Origin of the sequence: Actinomadura sp. NBRC 104425, assembly GCF_030269545.1 — a bacterium.
Taxonomy (GTDB): Bacteria; Actinomycetota; Actinomycetes; order Streptosporangiales; family Streptosporangiaceae; genus Spirillospora; species Spirillospora keratinilytica.
On the sequence record NZ_BSTN01000003.1, the window covers coordinates 391,060 to 408,579 of the forward strand.

General features: G+C 74.6%; 16 protein-coding genes. 1 reads left to right on the forward strand and 15 read right to left on the reverse strand.

What is annotated here, in order from left to right; genetic code table 11:
- Nucleotides 1–40 precede the first annotated feature (40 nt).
- The 12 genes from smc to QSK22_RS07615 all read right to left on the reverse strand — a co-directional run bounded on the left by smc (nucleotide 41) and on the right by QSK22_RS07615 (nucleotide 14,377).
- Entirely contained in the window at nucleotides 41–3,709 is a 3,669-nt protein-coding gene (gene smc, locus QSK22_RS07560; RefSeq protein ID WP_285493272.1) for a chromosome segregation protein SMC, read from the reverse strand.
- 594 nt (nucleotides 3,710–4,303) lie between these two features.
- Nucleotides 4,304–4,501: a hypothetical protein gene (locus tag QSK22_RS07565; RefSeq protein WP_285493273.1), complete on the reverse strand. Its 198-nt coding sequence runs from the start codon at nucleotides 4,499–4,501 to the stop codon at nucleotides 4,304–4,306.
- 247 nt (nucleotides 4,502–4,748) lie between these two features.
- Nucleotides 4,749–5,030, reverse strand: coding sequence for an acylphosphatase (locus QSK22_RS07570; RefSeq protein ID WP_285493274.1), 282 nt, complete (start codon nucleotides 5,028–5,030; stop codon nucleotides 4,749–4,751).
- A 19-nt stretch (nucleotides 5,031–5,049) separates the two neighbouring features.
- Entirely contained in the window at nucleotides 5,050–5,967 is a 918-nt protein-coding gene (gene mutM, locus QSK22_RS07575; protein ID WP_285493275.1) for a bifunctional DNA-formamidopyrimidine glycosylase/DNA-(apurinic or apyrimidinic site) lyase, read from the reverse strand.
- Nucleotides 5,968–6,013: 46 nt separating this feature from the next.
- The gene (gene rnc, locus QSK22_RS07580) at nucleotides 6,014–6,799 is read right to left on the reverse strand and encodes a ribonuclease III (protein ID WP_285493332.1); all 786 of its coding nucleotides are present in this window, start codon (nucleotides 6,797–6,799) and stop codon (nucleotides 6,014–6,016) included.
- A 309-nt stretch (nucleotides 6,800–7,108) separates the two neighbouring features.
- Nucleotides 7,109–7,288 (reverse strand): 50S ribosomal protein L32, encoded by a 180-nt coding sequence (gene rpmF / locus QSK22_RS07585; protein ID WP_285493276.1) that lies wholly within the window; start codon nucleotides 7,286–7,288, stop codon nucleotides 7,109–7,111.
- A gap of 1 nt (nucleotide 7,289) precedes the next feature.
- Complete coding sequence (locus tag QSK22_RS07590; protein ID WP_285493277.1) at nucleotides 7,290–7,856, reverse strand: YceD family protein; 567 nt, start codon at nucleotides 7,854–7,856, stop codon at nucleotides 7,290–7,292.
- 185 nt (nucleotides 7,857–8,041) lie between these two features.
- A complete protein-coding gene (gene coaD, locus QSK22_RS07595) occupies nucleotides 8,042–8,527 on the reverse strand; it encodes a pantetheine-phosphate adenylyltransferase (RefSeq protein WP_285493278.1) in 486 nt (161 codons plus the stop codon).
- A gap of 172 nt (nucleotides 8,528–8,699) precedes the next feature.
- Nucleotides 8,700–9,269: a 16S rRNA (guanine(966)-N(2))-methyltransferase RsmD gene (rsmD, locus tag QSK22_RS07600; RefSeq protein WP_285493279.1), complete on the reverse strand. Its 570-nt coding sequence runs from the start codon at nucleotides 9,267–9,269 to the stop codon at nucleotides 8,700–8,702.
- A 129-nt stretch (nucleotides 9,270–9,398) separates the two neighbouring features.
- Nucleotides 9,399–10,295 (reverse strand): HEAT repeat domain-containing protein, encoded by an 897-nt coding sequence (locus QSK22_RS07605; RefSeq protein ID WP_285493280.1) that lies wholly within the window; start codon nucleotides 10,293–10,295, stop codon nucleotides 9,399–9,401.
- 224 nt (nucleotides 10,296–10,519) lie between these two features.
- The gene (recG, locus tag QSK22_RS07610) at nucleotides 10,520–12,727 is read right to left on the reverse strand and encodes an ATP-dependent DNA helicase RecG (RefSeq protein WP_285493281.1); all 2,208 of its coding nucleotides are present in this window, start codon (nucleotides 12,725–12,727) and stop codon (nucleotides 10,520–10,522) included.
- Nucleotides 12,728–12,775: 48 nt separating this feature from the next.
- Nucleotides 12,776–14,377, reverse strand: coding sequence for a DAK2 domain-containing protein (locus QSK22_RS07615; protein ID WP_285493282.1), 1,602 nt, complete (start codon nucleotides 14,375–14,377; stop codon nucleotides 12,776–12,778).
- Between the two features lie 268 nt (nucleotides 14,378–14,645).
- On the opposite strand from QSK22_RS07615, the gene rpmB reads away from it, so the two are divergent.
- Nucleotides 14,646–14,840: a 50S ribosomal protein L28 gene (gene rpmB / locus QSK22_RS07620; RefSeq protein WP_067916462.1), complete on the forward strand. Its 195-nt coding sequence runs from the start codon at nucleotides 14,646–14,648 to the stop codon at nucleotides 14,838–14,840.
- Nucleotides 14,841–15,000: 160 nt separating this feature from the next.
- Here the strand turns inward: rpmB and thiD are convergent, their stop codons facing one another.
- The 3 genes from thiD to QSK22_RS07635 all read right to left on the reverse strand — a co-directional run bounded on the left by thiD (nucleotide 15,001) and on the right by QSK22_RS07635 (nucleotide 17,509).
- Nucleotides 15,001–15,819 carry a bifunctional hydroxymethylpyrimidine kinase/phosphomethylpyrimidine kinase gene (thiD, locus tag QSK22_RS07625; RefSeq protein ID WP_285493283.1) on the reverse strand — a complete coding sequence of 273 codons (819 nt, stop codon included), beginning with the start codon at nucleotides 15,817–15,819 and terminating at the stop codon, nucleotides 15,001–15,003.
- 50 nt (nucleotides 15,820–15,869) lie between these two features.
- Complete coding sequence (locus tag QSK22_RS07630) at nucleotides 15,870–16,469, reverse strand: cellulose binding domain-containing protein (protein ID WP_285493284.1); 600 nt, start codon at nucleotides 16,467–16,469, stop codon at nucleotides 15,870–15,872.
- A gap of 119 nt (nucleotides 16,470–16,588) precedes the next feature.
- A complete protein-coding gene (locus QSK22_RS07635; protein WP_285493285.1) occupies nucleotides 16,589–17,509 on the reverse strand; it encodes a thiamine-phosphate kinase in 921 nt (306 codons plus the stop codon).
- Between the last annotated feature and the right edge of the window lie 11 nt (nucleotides 17,510–17,520).

Genomic DNA, 17,520 nt, shown 5'->3' on the forward strand with positions numbered 1-17,520 from the left:
TCCGTCGCCGCCCGGCCGCCCGCTCGGCCCGGCGGACGGGTCAGGCGGGTTCGGGTTCGCGCAGCCGCTGGCTGACGACCTGCGTGACGCCGTCGCCGCGCATGCTGACGCCGTAGAGGGCGTCGGCGCCCTCCATCGTGCGCTTCTGGTGGGTGATGATGATGAGCTGGGAGTTCTCCCGCAGCTCCTCGAACACCGTGAGCAGGCGCTGGGTGTTGGTGTCGTCGAGGGCGGCCTCCACCTCGTCCAGCACGTAGAACGGGGACGGGCGGGCCTTGAACACCGCCACCAGGAACGCGATCGCCACCAGGGAGCGCTCGCCGCCCGACAGCAGCGACAGCCGCTTGACCTTCTTGCCGGGCGGGCGGGCGGCCACCTCCACCCCGGTCTCCAGCAGGTTCTCGGGGTCGGTGAGCGACAGGCTGCCCTCGCCGCCGGGGAACAGCCGCACGAAGATCCGCTCGAACTCGCGCGCGGTGTCCTCGTAGGCGGCGGCGAAGACCTGCTGGACGCGGTCGTCGACCTCCTTGACGATGCCCAGCAGCTCGCGGCGGGTCTTCTTCAGGTCCTCCAGCTGGTTGGTGAGGAACGCGTGCCGCTCCTCCAGGGCGGCGAACTCCTCCAGCGCCAGCGGGTTGACCTTGCCGAGCTGGTTGAGCCGGCGTTCGGCGGTCTTCGCGCGCTTCTCCTGGGCGGCCCGGTCGTAGGGGACGGGTTCGGCGTCCTCCCCCGCCTCGGGGCCGGGCGGTACGGGCTGGTCGGGCCCGTACTCGTTGATCAGCGCCTCGACCTCCAGGCCGAACTCCTCCAGCGCCCGCTGCTCCATCTGCTCCAGCCGCAGCCGCTGCTCGGCGCGGGCCACCTCGCTGCCGTGCACGGCGTTGACCAGCCGTTCCAGGGTGCTCGACAGCTCCCGGACCTGGGTGCGCACCACCTTCAGCTCCGCCTCGCGGGCGGCGCGGGCGCGTTCGGCGGCCTCGCGCTGCGCGACCGCCGCCGACAGCGACACCTCGATGCGGTCCAGGGACTGCCGGGCCCCCGACAGCACCGCCCGGGCGATCTCGGCCTGCCGGCGGCGGCGGGCGCGGCGGCGCTCGGCCCGGGCGCGCTCCTCGCGTTCGCGGCGGGCGGTGCGTTCCAGCGCGTCGGCGCGGCCGGCGATGGCCTGCACGCGCTCCTCGGCCGTGCGGACGGCCAGGCGCGCCTCCATCTCGGCGGCGCGCAGCTCCTGGCAGCGGGCCGCCAGCTCGTCGCGGGCCTGCGTGTCGTGCCCGGCGTCGTCGGCGACCTCGGCGGCCTCCTCCGCCTCGGCCAGCCGCAGGGCCAGCTCCTCGGCGGCCTGGGCGTCGCGCTCCAGGGACTCGCCTGCGGCGTCCAGCGCCTTGGTGAGCCGCTCCACCTCGCCGCGCGCGGCGCGCACCGCCGCCTCCAGCCGGGCGGCGTGCTTGGCCTCCTGGGCGGCCTTGCTCTCGAACTCGCGCAGCCTGCCCCGGACGCGGTCCAGGTCGCTCTGGGCCTGGTTGACGCCCGACTGGGCCTGGTTCACGGCCGCCTGGGCGGCGTCCAGGGCGCTTTGGGCCTGCTGCTCGGCCTCGACCGCCTCGGCGAGGTCGGCGGCGCTGCGTTCGGCGGCGGCCTCGGCGGCGGCGAGGTCCTCGGTGGCCTGATCGAGGGCGGCGCGCATCTCCAGCAGGCTCTGGGCGCCTCCGGCGCCGCCGCCCTGGGCCCAGTGGGCGCCGACCAGGTCGCCGTCGCGGGTGACGGCGCGCAGGCGCGGCTCGCGCCGGACGAGCTCGGCGGCGGCCGCAACGTCGTCCACCACGGCCACGTCGCGCAGCAGGTGCCGCAGGGCCGGGCGGATCCCGTCGGGGACGGTCACCGCGTCGGCCGCGTAGTCGACGCCGGGGACGCGGTCGTCCGGCGGTTCGGCCCCGCCGCCGACGACCAGGCCGGCCCGTCCCGCTTCGCGTGCGCGCAGCAGTGCCAGCGCGGCCTCCGCCGTGTCCAGCGAGCCGACCGCGATGGCCTCGGCGGCGGCGCCCAGCGCGGCGGCCACGGCGGTCTCGTAGCCGGGCCGCACGGTGAGCAGCGACGCCACGGTGCCCAGGACGCCCTGCAGCGAGCCGTCGGAGCCGGCGGCGAGCAGCGCCTCCCCGCCGTCGGCCGCCGAGCCCAGGGTCAGGTTCAGCGCCTCGATGCGGGCCTGCAGGGCGGTCACGTTCTTCTGGGCGGCCTGGTCGGCCGAGCGGGCCGCCGCCACGGCCTCGCGGGCCTGCGTCAGCCGCCGGCGGGGCCCGTCGACGGCGGCGCGGGCCTGCTCCAGGGCCTCTTTGGCGTTGGCGAGGGCCTCCTGGGCGAGCTCGTGCTCGGCGAGGAGTTCGGGGTCTTCGGCGACCTCCCCCTCGTACGCCTCGTACTCGGCCCGGGCGGCCTCCGCGCGCGCCTCGGCCTCGGCGCGGGCCTCGGTGAGGCGGCCGATCTCCGACTCGCCCGCGTGGACCTTGCCGCGCAGCGCCTCCACGCGTCCGCGCAGCCGGGCGAGCTCCTCGCGGCGGTCGGCGGCGGCGCGCGCGGCGGCCTGCAGGCGACGCTCCTCGGCGGCGAGGGCCTCCTCGGCGGCGGAGCGTTCGGCGACGGCGCCGTCCAGCCCGGCCTGGGCCTCCTCCAGGGCGGCGCGCTGCATCTCCTCCTGCTCGCGGATCTGCGCGGCCTCGCGCTCCAGCTCCTCGGGGTCGCGGCCGCGCCGCTCCTCCTCGTGCGCCTCGGTGGCGTTGCGGTGCCGCTCGGCGGCCAGGTCGGCGACGCCGCGCAGCCGCTCCCGCAGCGCCGACAGCTTGAACCAGGTGTCCTGGACCTGCGCCAGTTTGGGCGCCTCGATCGCCTCCTCGGCCTCCAGCTCGCCCTCGCGGCGCTGCGCCTCGGCCAGGGCGCGTTCGGTCTCGGCGCGCCGCTGTCGCACGGCGGCCTCGTCGGCGGCCTCCTGCTCCAGCTTGGTGCGCAAGGTCACCAGGTCGTCGGCGAGCAGCCGCAGCCGGGCGTCGCGCAGGTCGGCCTGGATGACCGCGGCCCGGCGGGCGATCTCGGCCTGCCGGCCGAGGGGCTTGAGCTGGCGGCGCAGCTCGCCGACCAGGTCCTGCACGCGGGTCAGGTTGGCCTGCATGGCGTCCAGCTTGCGCAGCGCCTTCTCCTTGCGCTTGCGGTGCTTGAGGACGCCGGCGGCCTCCTCGATCACCGCGCGGCGGCCCTCGGGGCCGGAGTGCAGCACCCGGTCCAGCTGCCCCTGCCCGATGATCACGTGCATCTCGCGGCCGATGCCCGAGTCCGACAACAGCTCCTGGATGTCCAGCAGGCGGCACGGGTCGCCGTTGATGGCGTACTCGCTCTGCCCGGACCGGAACATCAGCCGGCTGATGGTGACCTCGGTGTAGTCGATGGGCAGGGCGCCGTCGGAGTTATCGATGGTGAGGACGACCTCGGCGCGGCCCAGCGGGGGGCGGCTGGCGGTGCCGGCGAAGATGACGTCCTCCATCTTGCCGCCGCGCAGGGACTTGGCGCCCTGCTCGCCCATCACCCAGGCCAGCGCGTCGACGACGTTGGACTTGCCCGACCCGTTCGGCCCGACGACGCAGGTGATGCCGGGTTCGAACTTCAGGGTCGTGGAGGACGCGAAGGACTTGAAGCCGCGCAGCGTCAGGCTTTTCAGGTACACGCGCTCGCTGTCCTCCTCGACGGATCGCGCAGGGCCACGCCCCCCGGAACGCTGTTGGTGCGGGGCCGCCCCTGCGTCCCCCCAGACGGGCGGGCCCGCGTCGCATGCCCGGCGCGCAGGGCCGGGAGCTTGTCGAACGATACCGGCCAAGACGCCCCTGGCCCGGTATCTGCGCTGCCGCTTCCTTCTAATGTGCCACGCCCGATGTGCCGGGGTCCGCCCGTATCGCCGAACGTCGCCGGCGGGTGCCGCGTGCACTGCGGTGGAGGCCGAGGAGGTGGTCGGTATCGCTCACGCGGGGGGCTGGTGCGGGTGGCATGTGCGGTAAGCGCGGTGCGGCCGACGGGGCCGGCGGGCGGGTGCCGTCACGCGCCGAGGGCCGGATGCCCGGCGGCTGTCACGAGGAGGCCCTTACCAGGCGAGCGCACCCGGAGTTTCGTCGGACGGCACAAGGCCCGGGTGCGGCAACTCGCGCGGTCCGCCGAGAACGTACCGCCCCGCGGAGAACATCACCAACGACCGGTAAAAAGGTGCAAAACAATAGGGACGCCCGCCTTCGACGTCCCTGTGTTGTTTCGATGGAAAAGGCGCCGATCAGGTCAGCGCCGGTTCGCGGTCCTTCACCCCGAGAGAGATAACGCCGTCGTCTGCCGCCGAAGCGAGCGCGTCGTTCTCCGCCTGAAGCCGCACCAGCTCGGCTTCCAGATCACGTACGCGCTGCTGCAGGCGCCGCATCTCCGCGACCATCCGGGGGTCGGGACCGCCGACGTGGCCGAGTAGAGCCTTCGCCATGACTAAGGGTCCTCCACGCTGAGTAACCAGCAGGGATCGCGCACGAAGAGCAACGAAGTGTTGGTGCGCGTATCGTCTAGAGTCGCACCGGCCGGTGTCCTGGTCAAGACGCACATCACAGGCCGGTAACAACCTGTCGTCACCAGTTTAGCAGGTACAAACCGGAATTCCCTACTCGATCACCGGGCCCGTCCCGGCGCCCGCGCGACCCGTCTTCCCGCAGGTCGGCGACCGGTCCCGGGCCCGGTCAGCGCTCTTCGAAGCCGACGGCGCCGCGCGGCTCGCTCCAGCGCTCGGTGACGCCGGTCACCTGCCCGGGCGTTTGCGGACCGCGCAGCAGCTCCAGCAGCCGCTCACAGTCCGTGCGCGGCCCCTCGGCGACCACCTCCACCCGGCCGTCGCGCAGGTTGGTCGCGCTGCCCGCCAGGCCCAGCTCCAGCGCACGGGCCCGCGTCCACCAGCGGAAACCCACCCCCTGCACGCGGCCCCGCACCCACGCGGTCAGCCGCACCTTCGCCTCGTCGGTCACAGTCCTCCCCCACTGCCCTCTAATAACGCGCACGGCGGGGACGCGGCTGGCACTTCGGGCAACTGTAGGACGAGCGGTTCATGAACGCGTCGCGCCTGATCGGCGAGCCGCAGCGCCGGCACGGCTCGTCCCTGCGCCCGTAGACGTCCAGGGAGCGGTCGAAGTAGCCGCTCTCGCCGTTGACGTTGACGTAGAGGCTGTCGAACGAGGTGCCGCCCACCGCCAGCGCCGCCGCCATGACCTCGCGCGCCGCCTCCAGCAGGCGCCGCACCTCGGCGCGGGTGAGGGTCTCGGTGGGACGCGCCCAGTGCAGCCGGGCCCGCCACAGCGCCTCGTCGGCGTAGATGTTGCCCACGCCGCTGATCAGCGACTGGTCCAGCAGGGCCCGCTTGACCCCGGTGCGCCTGCGGTGCAGCGCCCGGTAGAACGCCTCGTCATCGAAGGCGTCCTCCAGCGGGTCGGCCGCGATGTGGGCGATCGGCTCCGGGACGGGCGCCGCCTTCGCCCGCTCCGGGGGCGGGGCGAAGGCGTCGGGGACCAGCCCGGTCAGCATCAGGTGCCCGAACGTCCGCTGGTCGACGAACCGCAGGTCGTGCCCGTCGTCGTCGAACACGATCCGGACCCGCAGGTGCTTGTCCGGGGCCCGGTCGGGGTCCCCGACCAGCAGCTGCCCGCTCATGCCCAGATGGGCCAGCAGCGCCTCGCCCGCGTCCTCCGGCGCGCTGCCCGGGCCGATCAGCGGCAGCCACAGGTACTTGCCGCGGCGGCGCGGCACGTCCACCGTGCGGCCGGCCAGGCGCGCGGCGAAGTCGTCGGGGCCGGACAGGTGGCGGCGCACCGCCCGCGGGTGCAGCACCTCGGCGGACCTGATCGTGCGGCCCGCGACATGGCGTTCCAGCCCGCGCCGGACGACCTCGACCTCGGGCAGCTCAGGCATCCCGGGCCTCCGGGGCGGGCGCGGCGGATCCGATCATGCCGCCAGACTACGGGCGCCCGGACGCGCCCGTGCCGTCGGCGGCGGCGTTGCCGGAGACGTCGCGCGCACCGTCCGCCTCGCCCTCTTCGGAGCCCTGCTCCCGCCGCACGGCCATCTCGCGGATGGCGTTCCAGGCGGCCTCGGCGGCGTGCTGCTCGGCCTCCTTCTTGCTGCGCCCCTCGCCCGAGCCGTAGGTGACGCCGCCGACCCGCACGGACGCGCGGAAGGTCTTCTGGTGGTCGGGCCCGCTCTCGGCGACGTGGTACTCGGGCACGCCCAGTTCCTCGACCGCGGTCAGCTCCTGCAGCGAGGTCTTCCAGTCCAGGCCCGCGCCCAGGCCCGCCGAACGGGTGATCAGCGCGTCGAACAGCCGGTGCACCAGCGCGGACGCCTCGTCCAGACCGCGGTCCAGGTAGACGGCGCCGATCAGCGCCTCCAGGGTGTCGGCGAGGATGGACGCCTTGTCGCGGCCGCCGGTGCCCTCCTCGCCCCGGCCGAGCCGGATGTGGGCGCCCACGCCCAGCGACCGCGCCACCCCCGCCAGCGCCCGCATGTTGACCACGGCGGCGCGCAGCTTGGCCAGCTGCCCTTCGGGCAGGTCGGGATGGCCGCGGAACAGGGTGTCGGTGACGACCAGGCCCAGCACCGAGTCGCCGAGGAACTCCAGGCGCTCGTTGGTGGGCAGGCCACCGTTCTCGTAGGCGTACGAACGGTGCGTCAACGCCCGTTCCAGCAGCTCGTCGGAGACCTCCACGCCGAGCGCGGCGACGAGTTCGGCGCGGTCGGCGGGCACGGGTTCGGGTTTCTTCGCGCTCACAGGCCCTCCTCGCAAGGCCCGCAGCCGCGTGCGCCGCGGCTGCCGTCACGGCGGGCGGCCGGACGGACGGCACAATGCGGCGCGGCGAGGAGAGTTCCGCGAAGACGAGGTGCGCGCCGGTCGACCGGCCCAGGGGGCCATTCCCGGCGTGCACCACGGCCTCGGGCGCCCGTCCCCGACCTCGCTGCCCGCGCCGGCCTCGGCCCGCCGGGTGTGGTCGATGGCGAAAGCACCGCAAGGGGCGGCCGCGCCGCGCGCGGATCCGCCCCCCGCGGGGTGCGAAGGTCAGGCCGACGGGGCGATGACCTGCCGCCGGTCGTAGGTGCCGCACGTCTGGCACGCGACGTGCGGGAGCTTCTTGTCGCGGCACGTCGGGCACTCGACCAGGTTCGGCGCGGTGGCCTTCCACTGCGCACGCCGGTGCCGCGTGTTGCTGCGCGACTTCTTCCGCTTGGGGACGGCCACGTCAGCCCTCCTGCTTTCCTTCTCGTCGGTCGTGTGGTCGGCTCCCACCCGAAGGCAGATCCGGGGGAAGCAGGCCCCGAAGGGCCTCCCACCTGGGGTCGGCCGCCTCGTGGCGGTGCTCCGGTCCGACGTCGGCCAGCCGCGCGCCGCACTCCGGGCACAGCCCCGGGCAGTCCTCCCGGCACAGCGGGGACAGCGGCAGCGCCAGCACCACCGCGTCCCGCAGCACGGGTTCGAGGTCGAGGAGGTCGTCCTCGAGTCGGAACTCGTCGTCCTCCGCGTGCCCGCCGGAGCGGGTGTCAGAATAGACGAACAGCTCCTGGAAGTCCGCCTCGAAGGTCGAGGCGATCGGGTCCAGGCAGCGCGCGCACTCCCCTTCCAGGGGCACGCGCACCGTCCCGGTCACGAGCACGCCCTCCAGCACCGCCTCGAACCGCAGGTCCAGTTCCAGGTCCGCGCCCTCGGGAACGCCCACCATCTCGACGCCGAAATCCTCCGGGGCGGGCACGACCAGAGTCTCCTCCCGCGACGACCCGGGCTGCCTGCTCAGCGCTCGGAGGTCGAGCACGAGCGGGCGGGTCGAGTCGAGGCGGGACAGAGGATTCCTGCTTTCGTGACGCATGGTGGATAACGGCCGTCGCTCCAGGCCGATTTCCCAGGGTAGCGAACCGCACGGCCCGCCCCCAACTCAGGACGGCCCGGCGCCGGTCCGGGCGGTGATCCGGGCGGCGCGGGTCCGGGCGGCGCGGCGTTTTAGTCGTCGGCGTCCTGGAGGCGCTCGACGAGCCGCTCGTGGACGATATCGGGCACCAGCCCGGAGATGTCCCCGCCGAACTTCACGACCTCCTTCATGAGGCTGGACGACAGGAACGCGTACTCGGGGTTGGTGGCCATGAACAGGGTCTCTACCCCGGCGATGCGGTGGTTCATCTGCGCCATCTGCAGCTCGTACTCGTAGTCGCTGACGGCGCGCAGCCCACGGACGATCACCGGGATGTTCTGCTGCCGGCAGTAGTCCACGGTCAGCCCGTAGAACTTGTCCACCCTGACGTTGCCGTACTCCTTGGTGACCTCGGCGATCATGTCGACGCGCTCGTCGACGGTGAACAGGCTCTTCTTCGCCTTGTTGATCAGGACGGCGACGACCACCTCGTCGTAGAGGCGGGAGGCCCGGCTGATGATGTCGAGATGCCCGTTGGTGACGGGGTCGAAAGATCCCGGACAGACGACACGGCGCACGAGGTTAGCCCCTTCGGTCCCGCGGTTGTGACCTGCGGCGCGACCGTACCAAACCGCGTTCGGTGCGCTTTCACCCGGGCTCCTGCCCCGCCCGCCGCGTGACCGCGCCCCGCACGCGGGCCGTGGTGGGGCGAAAGCGGGCGCCCTGCCCCCGGACGGGCGCGGGGTGCTCCTACGACCGCCGCACGGCACGGCCGTACCAGAACACCGCCTCACCGTAACGCCGGTCCCGCTCGGGGAGATAGCCCTCGGGCCACCGGTGCGGGGCGCCGCGGGCCGCGCGTTCCACGACGACGAGGGCGTCGGGGGCCGTCCAGCCCTGGTCCCGCAGCGCTTCCAGCAGGCTCGTCACGGCGTCGTCGGACAGCGCGTACGGGGGGTCGGCGAAGACGAGGTCGTACGGCTCGTCCGGGGGCCGACGAACGAGGCGTTCCACCCGGTCGGCGCAGATGCGCGCACCCGGCAGGCGCAGCGCGGCCGCGTTCTCCCGGATGACCTTGACCGCGCGCGGATGCGACTCCACCAGCAGCGCGTGCGCGGCGCCGCGGGACAGCGCCTCCAGGCCGACGGCACCCGATCCCGCGTACAGGTCGGCGACGCGCAGCCCGTCCAGCGGACCGAGCAGCGCGCCGATGGTGGAGAACAGCCCTTCGCGGGCGCGGTCGCTGGTGGGCCGGGTGTCCCGCCCCGCCGGCACGACGAGCCGCCGCCCTCCGGCACTGCCCGCAATGACCCTCGTCATGCCCTCAGTATCCCGGCGCCCGGGCGGAGAGAAGACTGGCGGAGATAAGGCGGGCGAGGCGCCCCCACCCCAGGACGCCCCGCCCACGCCGGTATCGGGCCCGTGCGGGCCCGTGTGCGCCGCCGCCCGTCAGGCCAGCGCCCAGCGGACCTGCGTGCGCACACCCGGATCCGGATCGGCCAGCGCTTCGGTGAGCGCGGTGAGCACGTCCGGTCGGTGCGACGCCCATCGTTCCAGAGACTGGACCGCTGCGCGTCGCACGTCCACGATACGGTCACGCAGCGCCCGCACGAGCGACGGGACGGCCGTTTCGGGGTCGTCGGCGGCCCCCAGGGCCAACGCCGCACGTCGGCGCACCTGCCAGCTGGGGTGAGTGAGAGCTGTCACAACGCGTCCGGCCAGCGGCTCGGGCACGCCCAGCGCGGCCGCGGCGTCCAGCGCGGCCATCCGCACCACCGGGTCGTGGTCGGCGAGCAGGTGCTCCAGGGCGGGCAGCCCGGACGGCCGGGCCAGCCTGCCGAGCCCCTCGGCGACCGCCACCCGCACCTCCCGCGCCGGGTCGTCGGCGGCGTCGGCGACCTCGGCCGCGGCGTGCAGGGCGACGAGCCCGACGACGGCCTGCACCCGCAGGTGCGGCTCCCCGTCCTGCAGGCCTTGGGCGTACAGTTCGTCGGCCGTGCGGACGAGGGCGGCCAGCACGTCGGCGGCCACCTGGCGGACGTGGGGGTCGGCGCCGCCGGACCGGGCCAGCAGCAGCGCCTCGACGCCCTCGTCGCCGAGGTACAGCTCGGGCAGGTCGCGCAGGGCGGCGGCGGCGACGCGGCGGACTTCGGGGTCGGCGTCGGCCAGCGCCCAGGCGAAGGTGTCGCCGGCCGACAGCGGGCCGCGGTCGGCGCGGACCAGGTCGGCCAGGGTCTGCAGGGCGGCGGCGCGCACCTCGGGTTCGGGGTCGCGCAGGAGCCCGTCCAGGTCGGCGGTCGGGTCGGCGGTCGGGTCGGCGGGCGCGCCGCGGTCGGTGGTCGTCATGGGGTCATGCCTCCGGTGCCGTCGGAACCTGTGGACTGCGGTTCAGCGGCGGGGACACAAGGCGCTGGCCTGACGCCGGAAGTCGACGTGCAGCCGCGCGGTGAGGGGCCGGATCGGAGACACGACCCCATCGTCATCGAGAAAACTTAAGTAAGTCAACCTATTAACTAGGGAATTATCGGCATGGTCTCCGTCACAGGGGCGCGGGCGCGGCCCGCAGGCGTTCAGGCCTTCTCCAGGTAGCCGGCGCGGTCCTCGTCCAGCAGGGCCGCCAGCTCGTCGGCGAGCGCGGCATGGCCGGCCAGGTCGGGGTCCTCGTCGACCAGCCGGGTGGCCTCCTCGCGGGCCGCGCGGATGACGTCCTCGTCGCGCAGCAGCGTGAGCAGCCGCAGGCTGGACGAGCGGCCGGCCTGCGCGGCGCCGAGCACGTCGCCCTCCCGGCGCTGCTCCAGGTCCAGCCGGGACAGCCGGAACCCGTCGGTGGTGGAGGCCACCGCGTCCAGCCGGGCCCGCGACCCGCTGCCGGGCTCGGCATCGGTGACCAGCAGGCACAGGCCGGGCAGCGTGCCGCGGCCGACCCGGCCGCGCAGCTGGTGCAGCTGGGAGACGCCGAACCGGTCCGCATCCATGATCACCATGACGGTGGCGTTCGGCACGTCCACGCCGACCTCGACGACCGTGGTGGCCAGCAGCACATCCAGCTCCCCCGCCGCGAACCGGCGCATGACCGCGTCCTTCTCGTCGGGGTGCAGCTTGCCGTGCAGCACGCCGATGCGCAGCCCGGTCAGCAGCTCGTTCTCCAGCCGCGGCAGCAGCTCCATGATGCCCAGCGGCGAGCGGCGTCCGGCCTCGTCCTCGGCCACCACCGGGGCGTCGTCCTCGGCGCCCTCCTGCTCGCCGATGCGCGGGCAGACGATGTAGATCTGGCGGCCCTGCCGCGCCTCCTCCTTGATACGCTCCCAGATGCGGGCGAAGTAGGCGGGCTTCTCCGGGGGCACCACGTGGGTGCGGATCTCCGACCGCCCCTCCGGCAGCTGCCCCAGCACCGAGGTCTCCAGGTCACCGAAGACCGTCATCGCGACCGTGCGGGGGATCGGGGTGGCGGTCATCACCAGCACGTGGGGCCGCCCCCCGGACACCTTCTCGCGCAGCGCGTCGCGCTGCTCGACCCCGAACCGGTGCTGCTCGTCCACCACCACCAGGCCCAGATCGGCGAACTGCACGTGCCCCTGGAGCAGGGCGTGCGTCCCGACGACGATGCCCGCGGCGCCGGACGCCACGTCCAGCAGCGCCTCCTTGCGGGCCTTGGCGCCCTGCGACCCGGTCAGCAGCGCCACGCGGGTGGCGTGGTCGGCCCCGCCGATCTGCCCGGCCTGGGCGAGCTCGCCGAGCATCCCGATGATCGACCGGTAGTGCTGCTGCGCCAGCACCTCGGTCGGCGCCAGCAGCGCCGCCTGCCCGCCGCCGTCGACCACCTGCAGCATCGCCCGCAGCGCCACGATGGTCTTGCCCGCGCCGACGTCGCCCTGCAGCAGGCGGTGCATCGGGTGCTCGCGGGCCAGGTCGGCGGCGATCTCGTCGCCGACCTGGCGCTGGCCCTTGGTGAGCTGGAACGGCAGGCGGGCGTCGAAGGCGTCGAGCAGGCCGCCCGCGACGGCGGGGCGCGGCGTGGCGGGCAGGGCTCCCGCGGCGCGGCGGCGCTGGGCCAGGGCGACCTGCAGGACGAACGCCTCGTCCCACTTGAGCCGTTTGCGGGCGCGGCCGAGCTCCTCCCAGTCGCGGGGGCGGTGGATGCCCTCGTACGCCTCGCGCAGGCCGACGAGGCCGTAGCGGCGGCGCAGCGGCTCGGGAAGCGGGTCGTCGCCGAGCCCCAGGCCGTCGAGGTTGTCCAGCAGGATCCCGACGGACTTGCCGATCGTCTCGATGTCCAGGCCCTTGGTGGACGGGTAGATCGGGATGATCTCGTCGGCCCACTCCTGGGCGGCCTCCTCGGCGTCGCGCGCCGCGACCACCTTGTACTGGGGGTGGGCCAGCTGGCGCTGCGGGCGCCCGCTGCGCGGCCGGTAGGTGCTGATCTTGCCGGCGAACAGGCCGCGGGTGCCCGGCGACAGCTCCCGTTCGGGCCGGTAGGAGCCCTTGCGGCCGAAGAAGCTCAGCTTCAGCTCGCCGGTGCCGTCGGTGACGGTGATCTCCAGGACGTAGCCGGGGCTGCGCGACAGCGTGCGGCCCTGCACCTTGACGACCTCGGCCATGACCGTGACGTGCTCGCCGTCCTGCAGGTCGTTGAGCGGGGTGAGCTCGCCGCGGGTGGCGTACCGGCGCGGATAGTGGTGCAGCAGGTCGCCGACGGTTCGCAGGTCGAGGCCCTTGTCCAGCACCTTGGCCGTCCTGTCGCCCAGGACCTTGCGCAACGGCTCGTCGAGTTTCGCCACGCCCCCCTTTCTACCGCGCGGCACTGTCAGGGGCGGGGCGGACCGGGGTCACTCGATCCCGATGAGCAGTGGGCACCGCTCCTGGCGGCCGTCGTAGACGGCGACCTCCACGTCCGGGCGGTGCTCGCGCAGGTGGTCCTCCAGCGCAGCGGCCAGTCCGGGCGGGGCCTGCGCGCCGGCGATGAGGGTGACCAGCTCGCCGCCGCCCGACAGCATCCGGTCCAGCACCTGCCGGGCCACCTCGGCGAGATCCGTGCCGATCATGGCGACGTCGCCCTCGATCAGGCCGAGGACGTCGCCGGGCCGACACAGGCCCACGCTGGTCACGGCCTCCCCGGCGGCCACCTCCAGATGCCCGAACCTCGTGGCGCCCGCCGCCCGGGTCATGGCGATCACGTCGTCGTGGAAGCGGCGCAGCGGGTCGTGCACGGCCAGCGCCGCCAGGCACTGCACCGCCGCCCGGGTGGGGACGACCGCGATGCGCACGCCGCTGTCGCGGGCCCGTTCGGCGGCGGCCTCGGCCAGGGCCAGCACCCCCGGCTCGTCGGGCAGCACCGCCACCTCGTCGCCCGCCGCGACGACCGCGTCGGCCAGCACGGCCAGCGGCGGCGCGGCGCCGGGCTCGTGGCGCACCACCCGCGCGCCGCAGCTCTCGAACAGCTCGGCCAGCCCGCCGGCCGCAGTGACCGCCACCACGGCGCGTCCCGTGCACGGCGCCTGCGGGTGCTCCTCGGCGTGCAGGTAGGTGATGCGGATGCGGTGCGGGCGGCCCGCCCGCAGGCCCGCCTCGACGGCGGCGCCCGCGTCGTCGACGTGCACGTGGACGTTCCACAGCCCGTCGCCGCCCACGACGACCAGACAGTCGCCGAGCCGGTCGAGGTCCTCGCGGAGCTGCGGGACGGCCTCGTCGGGCGCGTCCAGCAGGTACATGACCTCGTAGCCGGGGGCGGCCGCGGCCTCCCGCCGGGCGGCGCGCTCGCCGGCCGGGGGCGCCCCGGTTCGGGCGGGCACCTCGTACCGTTCGGGGTACTCGTCGGTGATCACGGCGGCGAGGGCGTCGAGCACCACGCACAGGCCCGCCCCGCCCGCGTCCACCACGCCGCTGCGGGCCAGCACGTCGAGTTGCGCGGTGGTGCGGCGCAGCGCCTGCCGCGCCCCGGCGGCGGCCGCGCGGGCGGCTTCGGCCAGGCCGCCGGTCGCGCCGTCCCCGGTCGCGGCGGACGCGGCGTCCAGCACGCTGAGGATGGTGCCTTCGACCGGGTGCGCGACGGCGTTGCGGGCCAGGACCGCCGCGTATCCCAGGGCCTCGGCGAAACGGGCCGGGTCGGGGGAGGCGCCTCCCGGTCCGAGGATCTCCGCCAGCCCGCGGAACACCTGGCTGAGGATCACCCCGGAGTTGCCGCGGGCGCCCAGCAGCGCGCCCTGGGCCAGTCCCCGCCACACGCCGGCCGCGTCGCCGTCTGCGCCGCCGTCCGCCTGCTCGGCCGCCTCGGCGGCCGCCAGGACGGTCAGGTGCAGGTTGGTGCCGGTGTCGCCGTCGGGAACGGGGAAGACGTTGAGGGAGTCGATCTCGGCGCGGGTCCGGCCGAGGGCGTCGGCCGCCAGCCTGCTCCACCGCCGTACCGCCGCCGCGTCGAGGACCTCGCCCACACCCGCCCCTCTCCACCGGTGCCCGGCCCCCGCCGGGGGTGTCCGCCGGGTGCCGCAGGGGTTTCCGCGTCCCCATCTGTACCGCGCGCAACGTACCCTTGGGAACAGACCGCGCCCGGGGTGGGGGCGCGGCCGATTCGCCTCCCCGACGCCGGGTCGGCTACCCTGGTCCGTGCGCCTCGTCCGGGGTGCGCTCGGCGAGCGCCGGTCCGTCCGGTGAGACACCGGTCGCTCCATCGCACAGCATCGACACCACTTGGAGTTTCCCGTGGCTTCCGTCTGCGACGTCTGCGGCAAGGGACCCGGTTTCGGCATGCGCGTCTCCCACTCGCACCGCCGCACCCCGCGCCGCTGGAACCCCAACATCCAGCGCGTGCGCGCCGTCGTGAACGGCAGCACCAAGCGGATCAACGCCTGCACGTCCTGCATCAAGGCGGGCAAGGTCGTCAAGCCCTCCGTCTGAGACGGACCGGGGCGGCGACCAGGGCGACAGGCCGTCCACCGGGGTCCGCCCGGCGTCGCAGTCGCGCCCGTCCCCTCTCCCAGGGGCGTTCTCCTGGAAATCCGCGAGTCGGCTCACCGGTTCTCCGGCGAGCCGACTTTTTGCTGTCCGCGCAGGCGGGTCAGGCGGAGCCGCGCAGCCGCCAGCCGTGGTCGACCGGGCCGATCCCCGACCCCAGGGGGAAGCCGGCGGCGATGGCGCCGGTGACGTACTCCTTGGCCTTGGCCACGGCGTCGTGGACGTCCTCGCCGCGCGCCAGGTAGGAGGCGATCGCGGATGCCAGGGTGCAGCCCGTGCCGTGGGTGTGGCGGTTGTCGTGGCGGGGCGCGGTGAAGCGGTACTCGCGCTCGCCGTCGAACAGCAGGTCGGCCGGTTCGCCGGGCAGGTGGCCGCCCTTGATCAGCACCCAGCGGGGACCGAGCGCCTTGACCGCCTCGGCGGCCTCGCGCATCCCCGCCTCGTCCACCACCTTCACGCCGGTGAGCTGCTCGACCTCCCACAGGTTGGGGGTGACGACGGTGGCGGTGGGCAGCAGCGCGCTCCGGACGGCGTCGACGGCGTCGGGGGCCAGCAGCGGGTCGCCGTGCTTGGACACGCCGACCGGGTCGACCACGACGGGGACGTCCACCCCGGCGAGCACCTCGGCGACGGTCTCCACCAGCACCGAGGACGCCAGCATGCCGGTTTTGATCGCGTCGGCGCCGATGTCGGACAGCACCGAGTCGAGCTGGGCGCGCACCGCCTCGGGCGGCAGCTCCCAGTAGCCCTGCACGCCCAGGGAGTTCTGCGCGGTCACCGCCGCGATGACGCTCATCCCGTGAGTGCCGAGCGCGAGCATCGTCTTCAGGTCGGCCTGGATACCGGCGCCGCCGCCGGAGTCGGAGCCCGCCACGGTGAGCACGAGCGGCGGTGCCTTGTCGCCTGGGGAGTTATGCGTCATGCCGCCCACTCTAGGCGGTTTCCCGATCGCGATGATCCGCGGCGGGCGGGTCAGACCCGGGTGCAGCGCAGGCGGTTCAGAATGCAGTAGTACGGGCCGCGCGGGGTGCCGGTGCCGACGAACACCACGCGGACGGACCGGCCGGGGGCCAGCGCCGGGGCGCCGGGACGGCTGCGCACGAAGCCGGTGGTGCCGGTGCGCACGACGGTGGCGCCGGAGAACGACACGATCTTGGAGTTCTTGATCCTGAAGGCGAGGGCCCACTTGGCCACCGGCTCGGTGCCGCGGTTGGTGACGGTGGCGGTGGCGCGGTAGCCGGTCTCGGTGCGGGAGGCGACCCGGAAGGCGACCACCAGGCCGTCGGCGCGCTCGGCGCCCCGGCTGGCGCGGTCGCCCTGCCCGCGTTCGGACACCTGGCTGCTGCCGGTGTGCGGCTCGGACGGGGCTCCGCCGGCGAAGTTCAGGGAGATCTGCTGGGTGCTGAACGCGTAGGAGACCACGCCGACCGCCATCACCAGCGCCAGCATCGGGAAGAGCGGAAGGGGGACGAGGCCGATGAGCTTGATCCAGCGGCGGCCGTTCTCCGGCGGATCGGCGCCGGTCGCGTCGCCCTCGTCGGCGGGCCGGTTCGGCTTGGTGTGTCGTCCCATCCCATCCCTCTTCGATCAGAGGATGTATACCAAACCAGCTCCAAATGTGCCCACCAGACGCTGAAAGACGGCGCGCGCGCCTGCCGGGGGTGTCCGGCCGTCGGCGGGGCCCGTCCGACTCAACCGCGGAAGTGGTCCCATCCGCCGGGTCCGTAGGGGCGGCCGTCCACCACGACGCCCTCGCCTTCGGCGACGCGGCCGATGACCGCCCAGGTCGGCGGGGGTTGCGCGGCGGGCGGGAAGGTGCCGGCGAAGGCGTGGTCCTCGCCGCCGGTGAGCGCGTGCCGCAGCCCGTCGGGCCCGAGCACCGCCGGCACGGGGACGGCCGCGGAGTCGACCTCGACGCGCACGCCGGAGGCCTCGGCGATGTGACCGAGATCCTGCAGCAGGCCGTCGCTGACGTCCAGCAGCGCGGTCGCGCCGGCCGCGCGCGCCTCCTCGGCCGCCTCGTAGGGGGGACGGGGCCGCCGGTGCGCCTCGACCAGCTCCGCGGGCTCGCGCTCGCCGCGCCGCAGCACCTCCAGGCCCGCCGAGGAGAAGCCGAGCCGCCCCCGCACCGCCACCAGGTCGCCGGGGCGCGCCCCGGACCGCGTCAGCGGCGGCCGCCCGCCCAGGTCGCCCAGCGCCGTGATCGCGAGAGTGACCGCCGGAGCCGCCACCACGTCGCCGCCGGCCACCGACGCGCCGGCCTCGGCGCATTCGTCGGCCAGCCCCTCGTACAGGCGCTGCGCCCAAACGGCGTCGGTGGCGGCGGGCGCGGCCAGCCCGACCAGCAGCGCGGTGGGGCGGGCGCCCATGGCGGCCACGTCGGCGAGGTTCTGCGCGGCGGCCTTGCGCCCGATGTCGTAGGGGGACGACCAGTCGCGGCGGAAGTGCCGGTCTTCCACGAGCAGGTCGCAGGTGGCCACGACACGCCCGTCCGGCGCGGCGACCACGGCCGCGTCGTCGCCGGGGCCGAGCGCCACGTCGGGCCCGAGCGGCAGCCCCCCGGTCAGCCGGGAGATCAGGCCAAACTCCCCCAAGTCACCGATCGTGGTCATACGCCCCCCGA